The organism is Bowmanella dokdonensis (assembly GCF_017254865.1).
GTDB lineage: Bacteria > Pseudomonadota > Gammaproteobacteria > Enterobacterales > Alteromonadaceae > Bowmanella > Bowmanella dokdonensis.
Window position 1 is genome coordinate 1 of sequence record NZ_JAFKCV010000008.1, and the last position, 18,685, is coordinate 18,685.

Sequence of the window (18,685 nt, forward strand, 5' to 3'; positions counted from 1 at the left end):
GAGCATTACAACCATGTTCGCCCGCATAGCTCACTGAATTACATGTCGCCTGTTGAGTATGCAAAACAGGCAGCTTAAGCAGGAAAATCTCATTGAGGGATTGGTACTAATCTCGGGGAAAGGTCAGCTCAAAAAATATGCCCATCTGAATCCGTAGTCATTGTAGTAGATACATTAATCGGAACTTGCTTACTGGTTAATAACGAGCCATCAGCATTCCAGAATTGTAGCACTATCTCAGCCGCTTCGTTGTGGCATGTATTTGAAAGATCAATAGATGTACGCCAATTAGCAGTTCCTACAGCCTCCCACTTGTGGATAAACTCCGTTGAAGCCAATGCTGATGATGAGAGAGAAGAGAAGAGAAGAGAAGAGAAGAGAAGAGAAGAGAAGAATTAAAACTTTTCATTTTCAAACCTTTATTAAAATATAAGCTCACAACTATATACTCTACCATTGAGCAGTGGTAGAACATATACCAATAAGAGAAAAATCACAATTGTACTCGGAAGATAAAGTACAGAACATCGTAGCTAAATTCGACCTCTCACAATGCCGAAGAAGGAGAAGCAATGGCCTCTCCGTCAAATGAATGAAATACTGATTTACTTTCCCTAATATTCAGCCTCATGAAAAACCTAATAAAAGTTACAAATTCTTCTTCGCTAGAGGCACAAGAGAAATATTCATTGTCCTGAACCAAGCTTCCGAAACAACTTTCAGCTACTGGATCAAAGAAAATAGTGGGCACATTGAATTCAAGAGCTTCAAATGCAGCTGTCGAAAATGCCGTCGCATGGAGATCCACTTCCGGTAGTAGTGCATAAAGATGGAGCTTGGTCTCCCAAATCACGTTATGTCGGCATTTTAATTTCTCCAGATCAATACCTGGCACATTTAGAATTTTATGATTCGGATGCTCTTTTAAAATCCACAACCAATCCTTTGGTGAGTTCTGAATGACGTCAGGAAGGAAGCGCGGGAAGTATCTTTCACTTTGAAGTGTAATTAGAATTTTCTTTGAATAATTTCCGAAGACATCTGTATATGATTTAGTTGTTATTATTTCATTTGCATAGAACGTTGAGAATCCGTTACCGACTAGACGAGCTGAGTGAAAATCTGACTTTAAGATCCAGGAATTCAGATTTTCAATGTTATATTGTGACCAAACTGCAAACACTTTAGGCAACAGAACGTAACCTTCCCTGGGAACATTGAACCAAGTGTTGTACATTGGTTGATATTTGTTCTGCATACCATGCTGATATTCAATAGTTTCGATACCCATCTCGTTAGCAGCCTTGCAAGCGGCAAGCGAAATATGGTTGTAGTAGCAGATCACTATCAGCTTTTTTGTCCCTTTAAATTTGAGAATCAACTTAAAGAAAACTGATAGTAAGAAAAGACGCCTTATCTCCCACAGCAAACTATGATCGTTCATTTTTATTGGGACGTTTAGAGCTGTTAGCTCCCGATTAATATCTTCTATAAAGGGCAATGCCTTTGACCCGTTAGCTCGGGTAATATTAATCAGAAAGATAATGATGTCGTTCAGAATGGCAAAAAAAAACTCAAATCTGTGGCGGGAAACTTTTTCTTTTTTTTGAAGTAATCTTCATTATTTGTGTATTCAATATTAAAAGCAGGCTTCCCTTCTTTTTCGGATAAATACTTATTTACAGCGTAGGTAGACCGATTAAATAATACCCCCTGTATCTCTACATTGGTGTGTGCCCCCGGACAGAGCACACAAACGTTATTCCTACCCCAGCTTGCTGCGGCGGTAATGAGCAGACGTTTCAGATTTCGCCACCAGTTTTTTGCTATACCTCTAGCTGTACGCGCGTGGACACTACTGACTTTAGGACTTATTTTCCCTAACATCTTGATATATAGTGAGGTCTTAATATAAGGCCAGACCTGCAAACCTCTATAACAGTACTCGTTAACCGGCAGCCGCCTCTCCAAAGCACACATTGTTTCGTAAGCTTGTTTAGTGTCCATATTACCTTATCATACCCGTTTGTAGCTTTTATATAACTGTCGGCTGGCGCAATGTTTGCAATAATTTAAGTACAACCAAAAACCCCAGAAGCAATAACACTCTATGTCTGTTTGTGAAACTGATTGGTTCACCTGCTCACATTCAGATCTCACTTAATAGCCTCGCTTGCTTGTCTGGAACGATAGAGCGAAGTTATTAACATTTTCTTAGTCAACTCAGCGCCGTAACATCTTGAGTAGTTCAACCACCTTATACCAAATAGCTTAAAAAGATTACCAATTGCTCCAATACCCAATCTCCTACAATGCGCTCTGGCGATATTTAGTAGAACTTTTTCCATGTTTGGATTATCGGCGACAGGTAGTGTGTTTTTTAATTTATGCAATGTCGCAAGTGCTTGCTTGTGGTCACGGACTGAAAGCTTACCTCCACAGGATTCAATTGGGTAAATCAACAGAATCGCTACTTCATGCTCTGACATATCAACTCCGTAGACTGACAGGTTTTTCACTACTGCCTCGCAATGACCTTTCATCTGTCGGCTTCTGTTGGCTATACTTTCCTGTCCTGGGTGGATTCGGTACTTCACCAGAGGTAAGTTGATCTGAGCGAAAGAGGTTACTGGCATCAACGAGCACCAAAAGTGATAGTCAGACGCTCCGCTTACCTCCTGAGAAAATCCGACTCGATGCTTTCTCACATGCTCCATACGAAACATGGCTCCGGGATTGAACAAAGCATTGTAAAACAGCATAAACTCCCTGCTGAGACGCGCTGGATCAATAGAAACATATTCTTCTTTACCATCTTTCATTCGAATAAAGTCGCAGCTGCATACACCTACATCTAGGTTTTTATCCAAAAATGTGAGTTGTTTCTCCAGTCGCTCCGGAAAATAATAATCGTCTGCATCGGCCCAACATGCAATCGGTGTATCACACAGTGTTAGCAACTGATTGCGTCGGAAGATAATGCCTTTGTTGTTGCTCTCTCTGATATACCTGATCCGCTGGTCCTGTACGGCAAAGGACTGAATAATGTCAGCACTGCAATCGGTTGAGCCATCATCTACTATGAGCAGGACGAAATCAGCCATAGACTGGGACAGCAAGCTGCCAATCGACTCTTGCAGAAATTCTTCTGCATTATAACAAGGCATTAATACTGTAACTCGAGACACAAGTAACCTCCCAGAACTAGCCTTCTACTGCAGCTCAAAACTGCACGGTACAGGAAGAATTGAATGCAATGCTCGCTTAATCCGCTTTTTACAGTAGTTGAATTCTTCAGTCGTGACGTCCCGTTCAGTAAACCTGCCCTTCGACATGGAATCATTCAAACAAATCATTTGAAAACGATTACTTTCAATCTCCTGTGCTGCGCTCTCAACCTGCCCTACCGTCCTCAACTCCACATAGCGTCTACGCATGAACGCGTTTTTCACACTGTCGGGGTAGAATTTTCCTGAAGCGAACTGCCAGTAGCGAAACAGGTACTGACTAACATCCATGTTATCTCTGAACTTTGAGCCTGACACTCTCTCCATAACCTCTGGCTCTTTTTCCCAGACTTCCTCGTAAGTACTTTTTAGAAATGGCTGAGGCTGATGGTAATTGACGAAGCCGCTGAATGTTTTCCAGCGTAATAATAAGAGAGTGTCCAACATTCGCAGGCCATATCTTGGATAAAACCACTTCCACCAGTTCTTTAGGATAATTCCTCTCTTCGTCAACCTTTCGCCTTTATGTCGGTTGAAATTCTTGTTAATTAATTCCAGGTTATTCAGCACGATTGGCGCGATTACTCCTTCATGCATGATGTTGGAAAGTGCCACATTCACCGGCAACCCATCTCGAAAAAAATGCTGGGGCCGCATTGGTTGCAACAGAAAACAGTCATCGTTAAAATAGATGAATTGCTCTGCCAAGCCAGCTATTCGATGGAAGTTTATTTCTATCGGATGGCTATTAAACACCGGCAAGTTCTTTTTTTCCAAAAACTCTTCATGGCGGACAACTGTCAATTTTGGATTAGCCCGGTTGAGCCAAGCAGGTAGGTGGCCCCAAGTGACAAAAAAAATCCGATTTACCCAAGGGCAAAATTTTTCTATTCCCCGAAAAAGATATTGTAAGTTATCCCAATCGCGAAACCGATCCGTGCCATTCATCAAACAATTCCGAGGGTGATGTCGCGCTTTTTCAGTAAGCCATGCCGGGTCGTTGCCATCAACCCATGTGAGTACTATATCTATAGGGTTATGACTTGATTCAACCATAAGGACTCTCATCTGGTGAAAGAGCAACATTCATCTGAGTTAAGGGCTTCGTCATAAATACTATTCCATTGCTCTGACTATGTTCAGCATGTTGTCTAATCCTTCCTTTATCTGTTGGATTTTTTCAGAATCAAGCTTGGATAAGGCACGCTTAACTTGGGTTGTTGATATACTGGGACTTCTTGGAAGATAAACTACCTCACAATGAGGTTTCAGATCATCAAACTTGCCTTTCCAGTCTTCGCCAATACCAAACACCGATACTTCATACTTTTGAATATCATGCTCTTTTTGCTGCCAACAGACTTCAGGGATAACCATATCAACAGATCTAAGTGAAGAAATAATACGTGCCCGCTCCTCATAACAGAATATGCTTTGTTTTCCCTTAACCTGATTAAACTCATCACTGGACACTCCCACTATCAGGCGATCACCCATGGCCCGAAGTCGCTCCAATATATTGACGTGACCTACGTGAAACAAATCAAAAGTACCGTAAGTGATCACTGTTTTCATGCCAGGCTCCTTACATAATCGGTGATAGCCGGAGCTGCCGGTTGCCGACAAATAGCAAACTTATCCACCAGTTGTTTACGCTTCTGGGCATACTCGTCTTTACCCTCTGCCACCTGCTGCAATGCCTGATGCAGTTGTTGCTGGTTTTGCACCAGTGGCCCGGCGATAAAGTCCGTATCTTCTACCAGTGCATTGCCCCTGATAGCCTGATAGCGGGTTTTGTCATACTGGTAATAAACTATCGGCTTATCGGTGACCAGAAAATCAAAAGCAACGGAGGAATAATCGGTGATCAGCGCTTCAGCATCCGCCAGCCAGGGGTAGATATTCATAGCGCTCGGAAAGAGAAAAAGATGAGGCAACTGAGGCAAGGGCTGTAATTCTGCGGAATTGGCGCTCAAGCCCATAGCATCACTGAATTTACGCGAAATGAAAGGATGGAATTTCAGCACCAGCGCCCGTCCCGCCTGTCGGCAAAAGGCATTGAGTTCTTTCAGATCAAGCTGATAGCTGTTGTCACCATCATCTCTGTATGTGGGCATATAGATCCATATTGGCCCCACTTCATTAAGCAGTTGTGTTAATTTCTCAGGCTCCGCGCTATTCAGCCACACCCTTTGTGCAGGCTGTTGCAATAAGGCATCACAACGGGGATACCCCAGGTTCAGGTATGCGCCGGCCCTGAATATAGCCGGGAAAATATGCTGATTGAACCATTCTGAGCTGGAAATAAAAGCCTGATCACAAATCTCCACAAAATGATGGTTTCCGGACAGAGCCTTGTAGGGCAGACCATGCCAGAGTTGCACTACCTTCTTATGCTTACGAAGCTCACTAAAGGCGAAGCCGGTGTATTCATGATCCAGAACCAAAACCTTAGCCCGCAATAGTTGCCACCAGGCTCGCCAGGACGAATTGATCAGAGTCTTTGCGGGCAGGGTGCCTATCGGCTGTCGCTTCAGTGACATACCCACCAGCAGCGCCTCATCAGGCCTGGTCTGAGCATGCTCAGACCAGGCCAGTAACACATTAGTATCGATAAAATCTTCTGCGTAATAAATCACCTTTCCCTTGGGTAACAGTGCGCAACCTACGCGGATACCAAAAGATACAAGCTGATCTCTGAACCTTTGCACCCGCATACCAATGGTCACGTTGAAGCGCTTTATCTGTTGGTGATTTTCTTGCTGACAGTAAATTGAGTTGGCGGCAAATCCACGGGCCAGCAAGCCCTGGCATATGGCATTCTGGAACGGTCCCTTGGCTACAACGATGGCATCATAAGGCCGTGCCTGCTTAGCGTGATTAATAATACCCGCACCTAGCTTAAGGTTATCGACCAGCCCCAACACACGGGCGCCGGCATCAGACAAGCTGCCCTGAAGTGCTCTGCCGGCTGGATTGGCAGGCGCCACATACAAGGCTTTATTCTGTACGGTTTCCAGATCCTGTGACACCCACTCTCACCTTTAATAACATCATTGGCAGGGCGTTACCCCTTGTAGAAACCAATCAGGCCGTACTGCCACCATCCACAGTCATCACCGTGCCTGTGATAGCACTGGCCTGTTCACTGAGCAAATAAGCCACCATGGCCGCCGCATCCTCAGGGGTTGCCAGTCTACCTATGGCACTGCGACGTTTAACGCTTTCGAGCTTTTCGCCCTTTAAGGCACTGGTCATTTCGGTTTCCATATAACCCGGCGCCACGCAATTTACTGTCACTCCTCCTTTGCCTGCTTCCCGTGCCAGTGATCGGCTGAAACCTTCCAGTCCCGCCTTGCTGGCTGCGTAGACACTCAAACCGTTAAAACCCGTTTTGGCCACAATAGAGGAAATATTCACAATACGACCCGCACGATTTAACAGCATAGAGCGCAGCAAATACTTACTCATTAATATCGGCGCCTGCAGGTTAAGGTTGAGTAATTCGCTGATCTGGCTGTTATGCAGGGTGGCCAGCACACCATCATGACCCACTGCAGCGTTATTTATCAGTGCATAGGGGCGACCATACTGTTTGATAATGGCATGGCAAAGATCCGGTAATGCATCTAACTGGCCCAAATCTGCCGGCATGAAGTCCAATCGTTCAGAACAACTTTGCGCTAGCTGTTTCAATGCCTCTGACTGGCTTCTGGCGATGGCCAGGACCTGATAGTTCTGTTGCAACAATTGCTCAGCGATAGCCAGTCCCAGCCCTCTGCTGGCACCGGTCAGCACCACCAATTTATTCATTTACATTACCCCTGCCGATCTTACCTGCGGCATTGCTGTCAATTTGCTCAACAAATTCAAGTAGCAGTGGGACCTGATGACGCAGCAACTTACTCATACAATGTTTGAGTATCTGCTTTTTCAGGACAATGACATCTACCCTCTGGGTGGCAACAATCTGAGCCGCCACCAACTGCCCCATCACACTGCTGGTGTGTCCGTATACTCTGGCCTGCATCACCTCGGGGAGGTCCAGCAACACCTGTTCCACCTGCTGAGGATGCACCTTATTGCCGCCCACATTGATGGCCCCGGAAGCACGGCCCAGAAACAGTGCTCTGTCTCCCTTCAGTTCTACCAAATCTTCAGTGTCCAGATAGCCTTGCTTATCTACTCGTCCGACGATGCCTTCTTGTGCCAGAGTTGCCGGTTTTATCCACAGATGCTGGTGTTCATCCACCTTAAATCTGATGTTGTCATATCCCTGCTCTAACCAGATTCTAGGAAAACCTGCCCGACGATCACTGACAGCAAAACCCACACCGGCTTCGGTTGAGGCATAAATATGCCGTATGCTGGCTTTTGAAAAAACAGTCGCCAGTGCGTCCAGGATCCCTTGATCGGCAACCTCGCCGCCCAAGGTCAACTGGCTCAACTGCATAGAGTGCAATTGCCCGCTCATTAGAAACTGGCGCCACAGGGTCGGGGTAGCAGAAATTGCCGTCACCTCCCCTTGTTTTAAGCGTTGCAAACGTACGGCAATATCACCCGAACTGGCGTCCACCAGCTTGGCTCCGGTTAAAAGCGCCTGCAATACCACCTGTAAACCGGCAAAACGAAAAGGTTGGTACACCAGTCCCCAGATCAGACAACTAAGACGTTCGCTATATTTAATGGAATGAGTTAGACCGACAAGACTATGACCAATCCATTTAGGTCTGTCTGTAGTGCCGGATGTGGCGAGGTACCAGCGGGTCTGAACAGGTTCCACAGGATCAGTACTCTTCAGTTCACTACCCCCATCCATATCCGGCCGGTCTACACAATCTTCTGGCAGCGCCGGACTATCGCCATCGGGTAAAAGATAAAGCTCAGCGCACCAGCCATCAAATGCCAGCAGTTCCGTCACAAAATCACAAAGATTGTTATACCTGATTGACAGGGTTTTGCCTTTTAGTCCCTTGTGTTGGGCGCGGAGTTGAGTGGCGGATTCGAGCAACTGTGCGTAATGGACTTCGGTCAAACCCACCGATTCGGGCTGCTGGTTGTTACTTTCAGGTGGAACAACCAGCAAAGCACCAGTCTTAATATTTGAGAGGAATTGTGCAAGCGCACCTGAAAGTGTCACTGCCCATCCTGAGATTGTTCAGCATACTGTTGGTAAATACGCACAAACTCGCCGAAGGTGTTCGGATAAACAGGGATAGCCATCTCTGTAAACGGGTCAATGCCCAAATCTTCTTCCAGTTGCGCCACCAGCATGGCAAACCCAAGGGAGTCAAGTCCGCTTTGCAACAACACTGTATCTTCACGGATGGGCTCCATCAATTGGCAGTCACTTATTTCTGCCACCTGATACATGGCCTCTCGAATTATTTGTTCAGTATTCACTACTGCTCCTGGAATTAAACAAACTCAATTAACTGGCTCGCTTGGCGGATTTGACCTGGAAGCCTGGCCAGGACACTGTTTCTCTGCCCAGGCCAGTGTTTGACTGGGTAACGGAAACGGAGCACATCATAAGATAAACCCTGACGTGTTCCTCCTGGCCTGGAAGGCAATTCTTCGTATTGAAACAGCCTGTGCAGTTTTACCATGCTTTGATTAAAGCTCAGTACCTCGGCCAGCAGAAACTTTTCTTCAGGCCAGGTGGCGGCATAGTCCAGCGCTGCCACTTCAAGTAGCAGACCGCTGCCGGGCCATATGTCGGTCTCGCCGAGATAACAACCCCACTCAGGGGTCAAGCTATCCAGCCCGCTGAAATTCAACACTCCAACTGGTCGTTCATTTTGATAAAACACCCAGAAACTTCGGCTGGCATCTTTTGCCAATCGCTCAAACCAGTCCAGATGTTGCTGCCAACTGATGGGTTGATCATTGTGCATAAAATCCCTCACCCTGGGAGCATTCCGCCACTCCCAGACCCGTTTGAGATGTTGCTCATCCAACCGACGAAACAGACTGTTAGGATATTGCTTACGCAAAACTTACTCCAGGCCTGAGTTCCTCCAGCATGGCGGTAACGACCCGCTCTGCCCCCTGTGTATCGGCAGATTGTGCGGCATGTTTATGCATTGTCTGCAGGCGCGCATCATTCTTCCATAACTGCATCACCTGCTCTGCCAGTTTGCCGCAATCCAGCTCACGCCCATCGTGGGTTTCACACCACCCCTGCACTCTGGCCTGCTCCGTGGCATTTTGCTGGTTGTCTGCTACCACCAGCAAAACACTGGGAGTGGCACATGCCTGGAGTTCATATTGGCTGCCCCCTGCTGCAGAGATAACCAATCGCGCCCGGCTGAATACATCAGCCATCTGTTGACAGTCATGAAGGTGTTGAACCAATAAGTTTGTTTGACTGACAAACTGCCTGAGTGAGGTCAGATGCGGATAAGCCGCACCGGTAATGACGCGTATTGGCATGCGGGCCCGATGCTTTTGTAAAGCACTAAGAATCCCAAGGGTCAAATCGAGCGGGTCGCTGCCTCCCAGGGTCACGACCAGATCCTTTCGCGACTGCCAGGGCTGCTGCGACTGGAAAAGAAATTCCCGGCGCAATACCCGATACCGTTGACCCACACAGAGCCTGGCTTCCGGTGCACTGTACTGATAGCCAAGGTCTTGTGCATTGCCGGCCCCATTTATCACCAGATCGGCGTACAAGGGACCACTGTCATTATTGTCATCAAACAGTGCCATGTGCTCTGTATTGTCTTTAAGTAAACGTCGATACCGCTCAGTAAACTGATAACCATCCAATACTATCCAGTTGGCTTGACTGAAATCAGTTCGTTGCTTTAGCCATGCTATTTCAGCCAGTATCGGCATCTCAGGGATAACCTGTACCTTGCCGACCCAGTCATGACGTTTCTGGCAAAATGGTAAAGAAGTCTGACTAATAATGAAGGTTACTTCGATATCTTCGGCCTGAAGATGCTGAGCCAGAGCCAGGCAGCGCATTAAATGTCCCAATCCTATCTGGCTGTTGCCATCGACCCTGAAAAGAACACGGTGCACGGCTTACTCCAGCACTTCCCAGCTAAGCGGCGTCCCTTTGCCGATAGCGACTTTCGCCTTTCGTCCAAGCACAGAATCCCAATGCTTAGGAGCCAAGCCAAAAGCCGGGCGCACAATACGCAGATTGTCGGGGCTTAACGAGTCTCCGGCCCTGATATCACGGCTGACATAGATAGAACGGCGATACTGCCTTGATTTTTCCTCAGCCTGGCTGCCTCCGTAGGTGACCTTGCCCATTGCCTGCCAGGCTCTTTCGGTTTCCACCACTAATGCCTTAAGTTCGTGCGGTTCAAGTGAAAAAGCCGCATCCACACCGCCGGCACTGCGATCGAGTACAAAATGCTTTTCAATCAAGGTAGCGCCTAAGGCTACCGCCGCTACCGATACACCAATACCACCCGTATGATCAGACAGCCCGACCTGACAGGAAAAAGCCTCACGCATATGAGGGATAGTGGCCAGGTTGGTATTGAGCGGCTCGGCCGGATAGGTGCTGGTACATTTAAGCAGGATGATATCCTTGCATCCTGCCGCCCTGGCTGTGCTCACTGCCTCTTCAATCTCGGCAAGACTGGCCATGCCTGTAGACATAATCAGCGGCTTGCCTTTGCTTGCCGCCTTACGAACAAGGGGAATATCGGTTAGCTCGAACGAAGCGATCTTAAAACAGGACACATCGAGTTCATCAAGGAAATCCACCGCTTTTTCATCAAAGGGCGAACTGAAGGCCAGTATGCCCAGTTCTTTAGCCCGCTTGAAGAGGATTTCATGCCATTCATAGGGCGTGGCTGCCTTTTGATACAAAGCATGTAACTTTTCGCCGTGCCATAGACTGTCTTTTTCCTGGATCACAAATCCCGGCGCATCCACATCCAGGGTCATCGAATCGGCCGTAAATGTCTGCAATTTGATTGCGTGGGCACCCGCCTTGGCGGCAGCCTCTACCATTTCCAGCGCCAAACCAAGATCCTGACCATGGTTACCTGACAGTTCGGCGATGATTAAGGGAGGCCGCTCCGGCCCGATAACACGCTCAGCGATTCTGATGGGCTTCACTTTGCTCATCCTCAAAGATGGAATGGATACTCTCAGCCAGTTGTTCAGCGGGTATGGGGCCGTCATGGGGGTCGGTGGCATAGTCCGGCATCAGGGTGCGGGGATCCACATCGCCACATACCACCAGAGACGGACAGCCCACGGTACTGGCCAGCCACTGAGGCGCTGAGGGGGCCGTTACCAGTAAATCGGTGGCTTTTAATTGCATCAACGTCTGACGCAGGGGGATTTTGCCATCGAATCCCGTCCATACGTGATAGCCCATATCTTGCAAAATACCTTGCAGGGCTTGGGCAAATGGATAGCTGCGCTCGGCCGTTCTGGCCTGTGGTGCCAGGGCAATGATCTTTTTCTGTTTACCGATTTTTTTCAGTCGCTGATCTGCTGGCACATCTACCGACCAGTCCATCTCCAGCTCATCGAAACCGCAACAGGTACGCAGGTAAAATTCCGGATAGCCATTGTCCGGCAGCAAGCTGCTTTGCCACCAGGGAGTGTGCCAGCGGTGCATACTGAAAAAGCTGCTTTGCATATAGCTGACCGGGTCATTAACGTATTCGGCTTTGAGCTGCTGGGACTGAAATTGATCGATAAGGCTCTGCACCGACACGCTCATGGTATTGCCCGTCACCGGCTCACCGGCATCCTTAAGGAAGCGAGCCAAAAAGCAGGGCATAAACCAGGTGTCCAGATTGACGATATGGGTATAGCCTTCGGCGATAATCTGCTCAGCCAGTCCCAGAAAGGTCTCCATGGCCGGGATAATATTCTCCGGCCACTGATCCTTTTCCAGCCCCCAGACATGGGTATCCGGCTCCGCCAGACGTATCATTTCCTGGCCAGCAGCAAAGGTCAGGAAGCTGAATCTGGCCTGTGGAAACTCTTTCTTAAAATGTCGAAGGGCCGGGATGCCAATACAGGTCACATCGCCTAAGCCCAGCATACGGATAAGTAATATCTTTTCTTGGCTCACAGATTCTTCTCTTTGATGAAGGCTTTATACAACAGCTCGGCGCGCTGCCAATCCTCAGGGGTATCAATATCCTGAACCAGATAGCGGGGTAGTACAACCGGCATGCTGTGCTCTGCAAACATCGGCTTGGCGGACAGCCAGGCCTCTGTTCTGCCCCAGTAAAACTGCCCGGCATCATGGTAGGCCTCTTCCAGATCCTGGGAACGCTTGCCTATGTGTTCTGGGTAGATTGGCTCCACTCCCCCACGAGGTATTTCTCGCAGGGCACGCTGAATAGGAAAGGCAAAGCTGCTGACCGAGAAGGCAAAAGCCTTGTCGGGATATTGCTCAAGTTTCTGAAGCCCCTCCAGCAGGGAGAAGGGTTGCAACAGCGGCGCCGTGGCATAGAGACAACAGGTCAGCTCAATTGCCTGCCCCTGTTCCTGACAATAGCGGATTGCATGGCGCACCACCGGGCTGGTGCCTGTATGATCATCAGCCAGCTCTGTGGGCCTGACAAAAGGTACTTCGGCACCATATTGCCGGGCGATCTCGGCCACCGCTTCACTATCGGTGGACACCAGAACACGGTCGAACAGCCCGGTCTGTCTGGCCACTTCAATGGAGTAGGCTATGAGAGGTTTGCCACAAAAGGGCTTAATATTCTTGCCAGGGATACGTTTACTGCCACCTCTGGCCGGGATTACGGCGATCTTCAATTCAGGCTCTCTTTAACTGCTTGGATAACCCTGGTTTGTTCATCGGCAGTAAGTCCGGGAAATAAAGGTAAAGTAATGGCCTGCCGGTAAAACGTCTCGGCATTTGGAAAATCGCCTGGCTTAAAGCCCATCCGCCGGTAATAAGGCTGTAAATGGATGGGAATATAATGCACATTGGCGCCAATCCCCTTACCCTGCAAGGAAGCGAAAATCTGACTCCGCAGGCTTTCTTCAACACCGATGCTGTACAAATGCCAGGCACTTTTTGCCTGGCTGGATGTCCCTGGCAGCCTGAGCGACAAGCCGGCCAGCGCCTCAGTGTATCTTTGCGCACGCTCACTGCGGGACTCGATAAAGGCATTCAGCCTGCTCAGTTGCGACAAGCCCAGTGCCGCATGCAGATCACTCAGGCGGTAATTGTAGCCCAGCGTCACCTGCTGATAGTACCAGGGACCGTCTGACTCACCTTCCATATGGTCAGGATCACGGGTAATGCCATGGCTGGCAAACTGCCTGAGTTGGCGGGCAATCTCAGGAGCATTGGTCAGCACCGCTCCGCCCTCGGCCGTGGTGATGGATTTGACCGGGTGAAAGCTCAGCACACAGGCGTCCGAATAAACACAACTACCTACCGGTTTATCCCGATAAGTCCCACCCAGGGCATGGCTGGCATCCTCAATTAACTTAATGCCATAAGGTTCAGTGAGCCTTTGAATTGCCTGCATATCGCAACTCAGACCGGCAAAATGCACCACCACCATAACCTTTGGAAGACGATTGGATCTGGCGGCCTGAAGCAGCTTTTCGGCCAGGGCATTGAGACAAAGGTTGCCCGTTTTAACATCAATATCGACAAAATCGACCCGGGCACCGCAATAAAGGCCGCAGTTGGCCGAGGCGACAAAGGAATTGGGGGAGGTCCACAGCCAGTCGTCCGGCCCCAATCCAAGTGCCAGACAGGCAATATGTAAGGCCGAGGTGCCGCTATTAACCGCCACTGTATGTGCAGCGCCGCAATATTCCTTCAGAGCCTGTTCAAACCTGGGAACCTGCTGGCCCTGGGTCAGAAACTGATTTTCCAGTACATCGACCACCGCATCCAAATCGGCTCTGTCGATCTGATGCCTGCCATAGGGAATCGTCATATGGAGGATGCGTCCATCTGCCGTAGTTCTTCCACGGTCAGAAAATGTGGGTTAGTGCCGGAATGGTACTCAAACCTGTCGGACACTGGCTGACCGGTCTCACCCAACTTGTTCTTTTTATAATTGATGTTTTTCTCGAAGAAAGTAATGGGCGGGGCGATGACATAATGATCACTAAATTCCAGAGTGTGGTGTGCCACTTCTTCCGGCACCATCACCTCATGCAGTTTTTCGCCCGGCCGTATACCGATGACTTCGTAGTCACGCTTGCCACTAATGGACTCCACCAAATCGACAATACGCACCGAAGGGATCTTAGGTACGAAAATTTCTCCCCCCTGCATGCGTTGAAAATTCTTCACCACAAACTCCACCCCATCATCCAGGGTAATCCAGAAACGGGTCATTTCTTCGTGAGTGACGGGAAGTTTAGTTTTGCCTTCGGCAATCAGGCTCTTATAAAAAGGCACTACTGAACCACGGGAGCCCACAACATTACCGTATCGGACCACCGCAAACCGGGTACCTTTGGCGCCGGAAATATTATTGGCCGCCACAAACAACTTGTCAGAAGCCAGTTTGGTAGCACCATAAAGGTTAACCGGGTTGGCCGCCTTGTCCGTGGACAGAGCTATCACTCTTGCTACATTGGATTCAATGGCCGCCTCAATCACATTCTGCGCGCCCATGATGTTGGTCTTGATACATTCCATGGGATTGTATTCGGCAGCGGGAACCTGTTTGAGGGCAGCTGCATGGATCACATAATCAACGTCCCGCATGGCTGTTTTCAAGCGATGCTTGTCTCTGACATCACCCAAAAAGTACCGCATACAGGGATGATCGAACTTTTGCTGCATTTCAAATTGTTTGAGCTCGTCACGAGAATAAATGATCAATTTCTTTGGAAAGCTACTCTTCAATACATTGGTAATAAACCGCTGACCGAAAGAACCTGTTCCACCTGTAATCAAGATATTTTTATTATCAAACATAAAGACTATCTTCCTCTCCCAGAATCGGAAACTTATTTAACACCTGTCGCTTTAACTTAGATATATTCTCAGTGGTTTCCTTTCTAAGCACTAGCATTTCAGGAGTAAGTTTCCCACCGAAATAATCTGCTCGATTACCCGAAGTCATAGTCAACTGAATCTTATCTTGACTACGATTACTGAAACAAATCGCATCGTGACAATCATAAGAATAAAGACCGGATGCAGAAACACTAGCACAAATAGGCTTTAGAGATTCCGAATCGTCCACAATTAACTTAGGCACAATCAGCCTCATGTCATGCAGATTACCAAGGTAACAGCAAAAAGTATAAAATCTTTTGATCTCATTAGCCTGACCGAACCCCCCCACTAAATTCATATCTCCAGGAAGATAGATAAGTGTTACATTCTCTGGAATATCACAAGCGCTTATGCAATTACATATTTCATTTACAAAAACCACCAAACTCGTTTCATTAGACCAATTATAAAGCTCGTTAAGCTCTAACTTCGATCCCAGCCTTGGACTATAATAAATGAGAGTAATTTCACTAGATTTAAAATAAGTATCATTATGCACAAAGTTTGCTTTGAATGGCTCACACCTCAAATTTAAACCTAGTTCTCTGTTTTTGTTGAAAAATTGGATTGAGCGCACGAAACGTTTGGAGTTAGAGAATATCAAAACATCCTGTTCTTGACTTACTTTCCGTATACTTACATCATACCGTTGATTGGCAAAAGTTGCAGATACATCAAAACGCATTGACTGGTTTACTAATCGATCTGATATTTTTATCAGACATTCCCTCCACCATACTAACGCCTTATTAAACTCCCTGACGACTTTACTCTCTACGGATGAAGAATATAGAATTTTTATAAATAAAGAGTTAGTGTAATTTACAGTTCCATAAAGTAAATAGAAAAGCAAAGAGCTTCCATTTTGATAGGATAAGAACAGAAGTCTTTTTTGTTGCTCTACTAACTCCTCACCCTCTTTAATCGAAGTAATATCGGCGCTTGATAGGTCGCAAAAAACTGCAAGTTCTCTCATCAATACTTTATAACTAAATTTTTTCTCGTATAAAGTTTTAACTTTCTTCGGTTCATTAAAGAGAAATGGTTCCGTCTTCAACTGGGCAAGGCACTTTTCTTTCTCATCAGCAGTACAAATTATCAATACATCCCTAATATCCAATGCTTTAGCGTTTTTTATTCTAGCCCCATCGGAACAATTGTAACACTCTACCTTTCTTAACAGCAAAGACTGCTCTAAGATCATTCTAGAAACTTTGAATTCATGCTTGGTATAAACAATGGGTCTAAAATTACCTGCAACTTGACTAGCCATATTATTCTTTTCAGAGTAGTCATATTGTTCCTCACCACTATTTTTATAGTACCCAGACTGCTTAGAATGGTGATATTTCTTATCTGAGAATCCCAAATCGACACCGAGCAGATATATTTGCTGCATACCCAAGCTTACAAAAAAATTCATAGCAAAGTTGGTTACCGTGGGAAATGCGAATTTAAGCAGATGATAATTTTCCTCACCTAGTACCTGAAGTGTTGAAACAGTGGAAGATTCACCCTCCTTGAACGCTAGAAATGTATCTTTATATAATTCACAAGTGTCAGGATGGACACCATTACAGGAAATCAGACTAACTTTCTTAAGATACTCCAAGTCTCCAACACGACATGCCCAGTCATAAGTTGAACGATTCTGTTCAATTTCAGCATGAAAATCAGGAACTATTCCATTACGATGCAACACCTGCAGGGCTGTACCGCAGGAAACCACGATAGCTCTATCTTGCCATTCCTTAATTGCTGCAATAGAAAAATCCAGAGAGGGACCATTTCCCACCAAAAAAATCGGTATATCTTTGGTTTTCTGACTCAGATATTGTTCCGGAGAACGCTTTAGAAACGGATACTTTTTCCTAAACACTTCTTTAGTGTGGGCAATCCCATAATAGGCGTGATCGAAATACTCTCCCATTGATATCACCACCTGAAGCTGTTCCCGTAGCTGCGCTATAGCCTGATTCAGAGCGCTATTGTAGTAGGTTTGATAAAAATAAGTGCTATTAAGAACATAAGGACCGATTGCATAAAATTGATTCAGTAGGTCTCTAAACAAGTGTGAGCCATCATCACCAATATTGATATAAACTCTCGCATTGGAAGCATCAATCCGTTGCAGAAGGTTAGCCCAATCAATTGCAAAAAGTGAGGCATAGAAAAAATCCCGGTTGGGTTCACAAAGGAATATCTTCTCCACCTGATGAGCCGTCATCATACTTTCAAGCTGATAACCACAGCCCAAGCCAAACATAATCACTGACTTGATGGTTTCCGGCAGGCTACCCTGCTCCTCTTCCAGCTCTTTAAGTATCTCCTCTGTCTTTGCCACGAACTGGTAGTGAAGGTAGTGTTTAAGCTTGGTTCCAGTGTAGCCAAGTACCAGCCCGTCTTTATGGGGAAACTCAGCAAATCCCTGAAAATTTACTTCCCCTTCAATCTTGGGGCTGTTGCCATACCAGGGAATCAGGCGTTTCTTGTCAATCAGATTGATTTGCCCTTCCGCGTTTCGGATGGGCAACCAAAGTACTGGCTTGTAGTGCTGGAACTCCTTGTGAATGGCCGGAAAATACCTGGCAAAGGCATCCAGATTGGCCTGATAAAGGGCATCTCCATGGGACACATCTGACCAAAGCTCTGGTGTGGCGGGGGCTGTCCAGGGCGGACAATACTCATCTGAAGACTCAAAGAAATGAAATCGCAGCCCTTTTTCAGTTAACTCAGACCAATTGCTTTGCTGAAGCTGGCTGGCGATGGAATTGAACACAGGATGATTATAGTGCTGGTAAATATAGGCTTTGCTTACCGGTACATGCTGTCTGAGTTCAGTCAGGTCTGCAACGATATCCCTGCCATCCTTCTCAATTTGCAGATAGATTGCCGTACCCTTTTGTTTTGCCAGCTCAAGTGTTGCCTTCCAGTCCGAGGCCATGGTTGAACATTTGAAATACTGTGGCTCAGGCTCATAGACAATCAAATGTTTGATATTATGCTCCGCCACCAGTCGGTGGAGGTGAGCCCCTAAACCCAGCCCAAGTACCACCAGCACCTCGGGATAGTCTGAAAGCGGGTCTGCAGCCAGGAGTTTTTTACAGGCGGGCAGTTCCCCCAGTCGTGTAACCTCCCGCAACTGAACATGTTGCTCTTTATCCGCTGATTCGAAATCGATGCTAAGCGCATGTGTCCTGAAAGCGTCCAGGTGCGCAGTGATTTCCGCTTCAGGGTGAAAGCCGTAAAACGTCCTTCCCGAGCCGTAATCAACCAGGTTGTATTCCCCATACTTGTTGCAGAACAGGGAAATATTCTGCGAAGGCTGATTGATATATTTCAGCAGGGAGGGGATATTACGCTGAAAGGCATTGATACTTTCGTGACTGGTTTTGGCGATATGGGCAGCCAGTTGTTCTTCCAGTTGTGCCTGGCGCTCTTCATCTCTTTCTATATGCAGGCGAATATTCTTCAGCAT

Annotated in this window: 18 protein-coding genes; 1 reads left to right on the plus strand and 17 read right to left on the minus strand. The window is 47.1% G+C overall.

The window, feature by feature from the left end; translation table 11 throughout:
- On the plus strand, window positions 1–78 hold a 78-nt coding region (locus J0A66_RS23825), incomplete at its 5' end, for an integrase core domain-containing protein (RefSeq protein ID WP_144020606.1).
- A gap of 469 nt (window positions 79–547) precedes the next feature.
- Here J0A66_RS23825 and J0A66_RS13985 read toward each other — a convergent pair.
- The 17 genes from J0A66_RS13985 to J0A66_RS14065 all read right to left on the minus strand — a co-directional run bounded on the left by J0A66_RS13985 (window position 548) and on the right by J0A66_RS14065 (window position 18,685).
- Window positions 548–1,501 (minus strand): hypothetical protein, encoded by a 954-nt coding sequence (locus J0A66_RS13985; RefSeq protein WP_206574456.1) that lies wholly within the window; start codon window positions 1,499–1,501, stop codon window positions 548–550.
- A gap of 53 nt (window positions 1,502–1,554) precedes the next feature.
- Window positions 1,555–2,007 carry a hypothetical protein gene (locus tag J0A66_RS13990; protein ID WP_206574457.1) on the minus strand — a complete coding sequence of 151 codons (453 nt, stop codon included), beginning with the start codon at window positions 2,005–2,007 and terminating at the stop codon, window positions 1,555–1,557.
- Window positions 2,008–2,156: 149 nt separating this feature from the next.
- Window positions 2,157–3,188, minus strand: coding sequence for a glycosyltransferase (locus J0A66_RS13995; RefSeq protein ID WP_206574458.1), 1,032 nt, complete (start codon window positions 3,186–3,188; stop codon window positions 2,157–2,159).
- A gap of 24 nt (window positions 3,189–3,212) precedes the next feature.
- Window positions 3,213–4,283 (minus strand): stealth family protein, encoded by a 1,071-nt coding sequence (locus J0A66_RS14000; protein WP_206574459.1) that lies wholly within the window; start codon window positions 4,281–4,283, stop codon window positions 3,213–3,215.
- 60 nt (window positions 4,284–4,343) lie between these two features.
- Window positions 4,344–4,802 carry an adenylyltransferase/cytidyltransferase family protein gene (locus J0A66_RS14005; protein WP_206574460.1) on the minus strand — a complete coding sequence of 153 codons (459 nt, stop codon included), beginning with the start codon at window positions 4,800–4,802 and terminating at the stop codon, window positions 4,344–4,346.
- On the minus strand, window positions 4,799–6,259 hold the full coding sequence (locus J0A66_RS14010; RefSeq protein WP_206574461.1) for a CDP-glycerol glycerophosphotransferase family protein: 1,461 nt from the start codon (window positions 6,257–6,259) through the stop codon (window positions 4,799–4,801). Before J0A66_RS14010 ends, J0A66_RS14005 begins: the two co-directional genes overlap by 4 nt.
- A 55-nt stretch (window positions 6,260–6,314) precedes the next feature.
- On the minus strand, window positions 6,315–7,040 hold the full coding sequence (locus tag J0A66_RS14015; protein ID WP_206574462.1) for an SDR family NAD(P)-dependent oxidoreductase: 726 nt from the start codon (window positions 7,038–7,040) through the stop codon (window positions 6,315–6,317).
- The gene (locus J0A66_RS14020; protein ID WP_206574463.1) at window positions 7,033–8,313 is read right to left on the minus strand and encodes an AMP-binding protein; all 1,281 of its coding nucleotides are present in this window, start codon (window positions 8,311–8,313) and stop codon (window positions 7,033–7,035) included. The genes J0A66_RS14015 and J0A66_RS14020 overlap by 8 nt, the downstream gene beginning before the upstream one ends.
- A gap of 50 nt (window positions 8,314–8,363) precedes the next feature.
- Complete coding sequence (locus J0A66_RS14025; RefSeq protein WP_206574464.1) at window positions 8,364–8,630, minus strand: phosphopantetheine-binding protein; 267 nt, start codon at window positions 8,628–8,630, stop codon at window positions 8,364–8,366.
- Between the two features lie 14 nt (window positions 8,631–8,644).
- Window positions 8,645–9,223 (minus strand): UDP-4-amino-4,6-dideoxy-N-acetyl-beta-L-altrosamine N-acetyltransferase, encoded by a 579-nt coding sequence (gene pseH / locus J0A66_RS14030; RefSeq protein WP_206574465.1) that lies wholly within the window; start codon window positions 9,221–9,223, stop codon window positions 8,645–8,647.
- The gene (gene pseG / locus J0A66_RS14035; protein ID WP_206574466.1) at window positions 9,216–10,256 is read right to left on the minus strand and encodes a UDP-2,4-diacetamido-2,4,6-trideoxy-beta-L-altropyranose hydrolase; all 1,041 of its coding nucleotides are present in this window, start codon (window positions 10,254–10,256) and stop codon (window positions 9,216–9,218) included. Before pseG ends, pseH begins: the two co-directional genes overlap by 8 nt.
- Window positions 10,257–10,259: 3 nt before the next feature.
- Window positions 10,260–11,312, minus strand: a complete 1,053-nt coding sequence (gene pseI, locus J0A66_RS14040) for a pseudaminic acid synthase (RefSeq protein WP_439098873.1) — start codon at window positions 11,310–11,312, stop codon at window positions 10,260–10,262.
- Entirely contained in the window at window positions 11,290–12,285 is a 996-nt protein-coding gene (locus J0A66_RS14045; protein ID WP_338143898.1) for a glycosyltransferase family 9 protein, read from the minus strand. The genes pseI and J0A66_RS14045 overlap by 23 nt, the downstream gene beginning before the upstream one ends.
- The gene (gene pseF, locus J0A66_RS14050) at window positions 12,282–12,983 is read right to left on the minus strand and encodes a pseudaminic acid cytidylyltransferase (protein ID WP_206574468.1); all 702 of its coding nucleotides are present in this window, start codon (window positions 12,981–12,983) and stop codon (window positions 12,282–12,284) included. Before pseF ends, J0A66_RS14045 begins: the two co-directional genes overlap by 4 nt.
- Window positions 12,980–14,128: a UDP-4-amino-4,6-dideoxy-N-acetyl-beta-L-altrosamine transaminase gene (gene pseC, locus J0A66_RS14055; RefSeq protein ID WP_206574469.1), complete on the minus strand. Its 1,149-nt coding sequence runs from the start codon at window positions 14,126–14,128 to the stop codon at window positions 12,980–12,982. The genes pseF and pseC overlap by 4 nt, the downstream gene beginning before the upstream one ends.
- Window positions 14,125–15,123: a UDP-N-acetylglucosamine 4,6-dehydratase (inverting) gene (gene pseB / locus J0A66_RS14060; protein WP_206574470.1), complete on the minus strand. Its 999-nt coding sequence runs from the start codon at window positions 15,121–15,123 to the stop codon at window positions 14,125–14,127. Before pseB ends, pseC begins: the two co-directional genes overlap by 4 nt.
- Window positions 15,116–18,685 carry a motility associated factor glycosyltransferase family protein gene (locus J0A66_RS14065; RefSeq protein WP_206574471.1) on the minus strand — a complete coding sequence of 1,190 codons (3,570 nt, stop codon included), beginning with the start codon at window positions 18,683–18,685 and terminating at the stop codon, window positions 15,116–15,118. Before J0A66_RS14065 ends, pseB begins: the two co-directional genes overlap by 8 nt.

Coding starts and splice junctions, on each gene's coding strand:
- J0A66_RS14000 (WP_206574459.1), bottom strand. CDS start 4,283: ATGGTTGAATCAAGTCATAACCCTATAGATATAGTACTCACATGGGTT.
- J0A66_RS13990 (WP_206574457.1), bottom strand. CDS start 2,007: ATGGACACTAAACAAGCTTACGAAACAATGTGTGCTTTGGAGAGGCGG.
- pseB (WP_206574470.1), bottom strand. CDS start 15,123: ATGTTTGATAATAAAAATATCTTGATTACAGGTGGAACAGGTTCTTTC.
- J0A66_RS14015 (WP_206574462.1), bottom strand. CDS start 7,040: ATGAATAAATTGGTGGTGCTGACCGGTGCCAGCAGAGGGCTGGGACTG.
- J0A66_RS14065 (WP_206574471.1), bottom strand. CDS start 18,685: ATGCTGAAGAATATTCGCCTGCATATAGAAAGAGATGAAGAGCGCCAG.
- J0A66_RS14005 (WP_206574460.1), bottom strand. CDS start 4,802: ATGAAAACAGTGATCACTTACGGTACTTTTGATTTGTTTCACGTAGGT.
- pseC (WP_206574469.1), bottom strand. CDS start 14,128: ATGACGATTCCCTATGGCAGGCATCAGATCGACAGAGCCGATTTGGAT.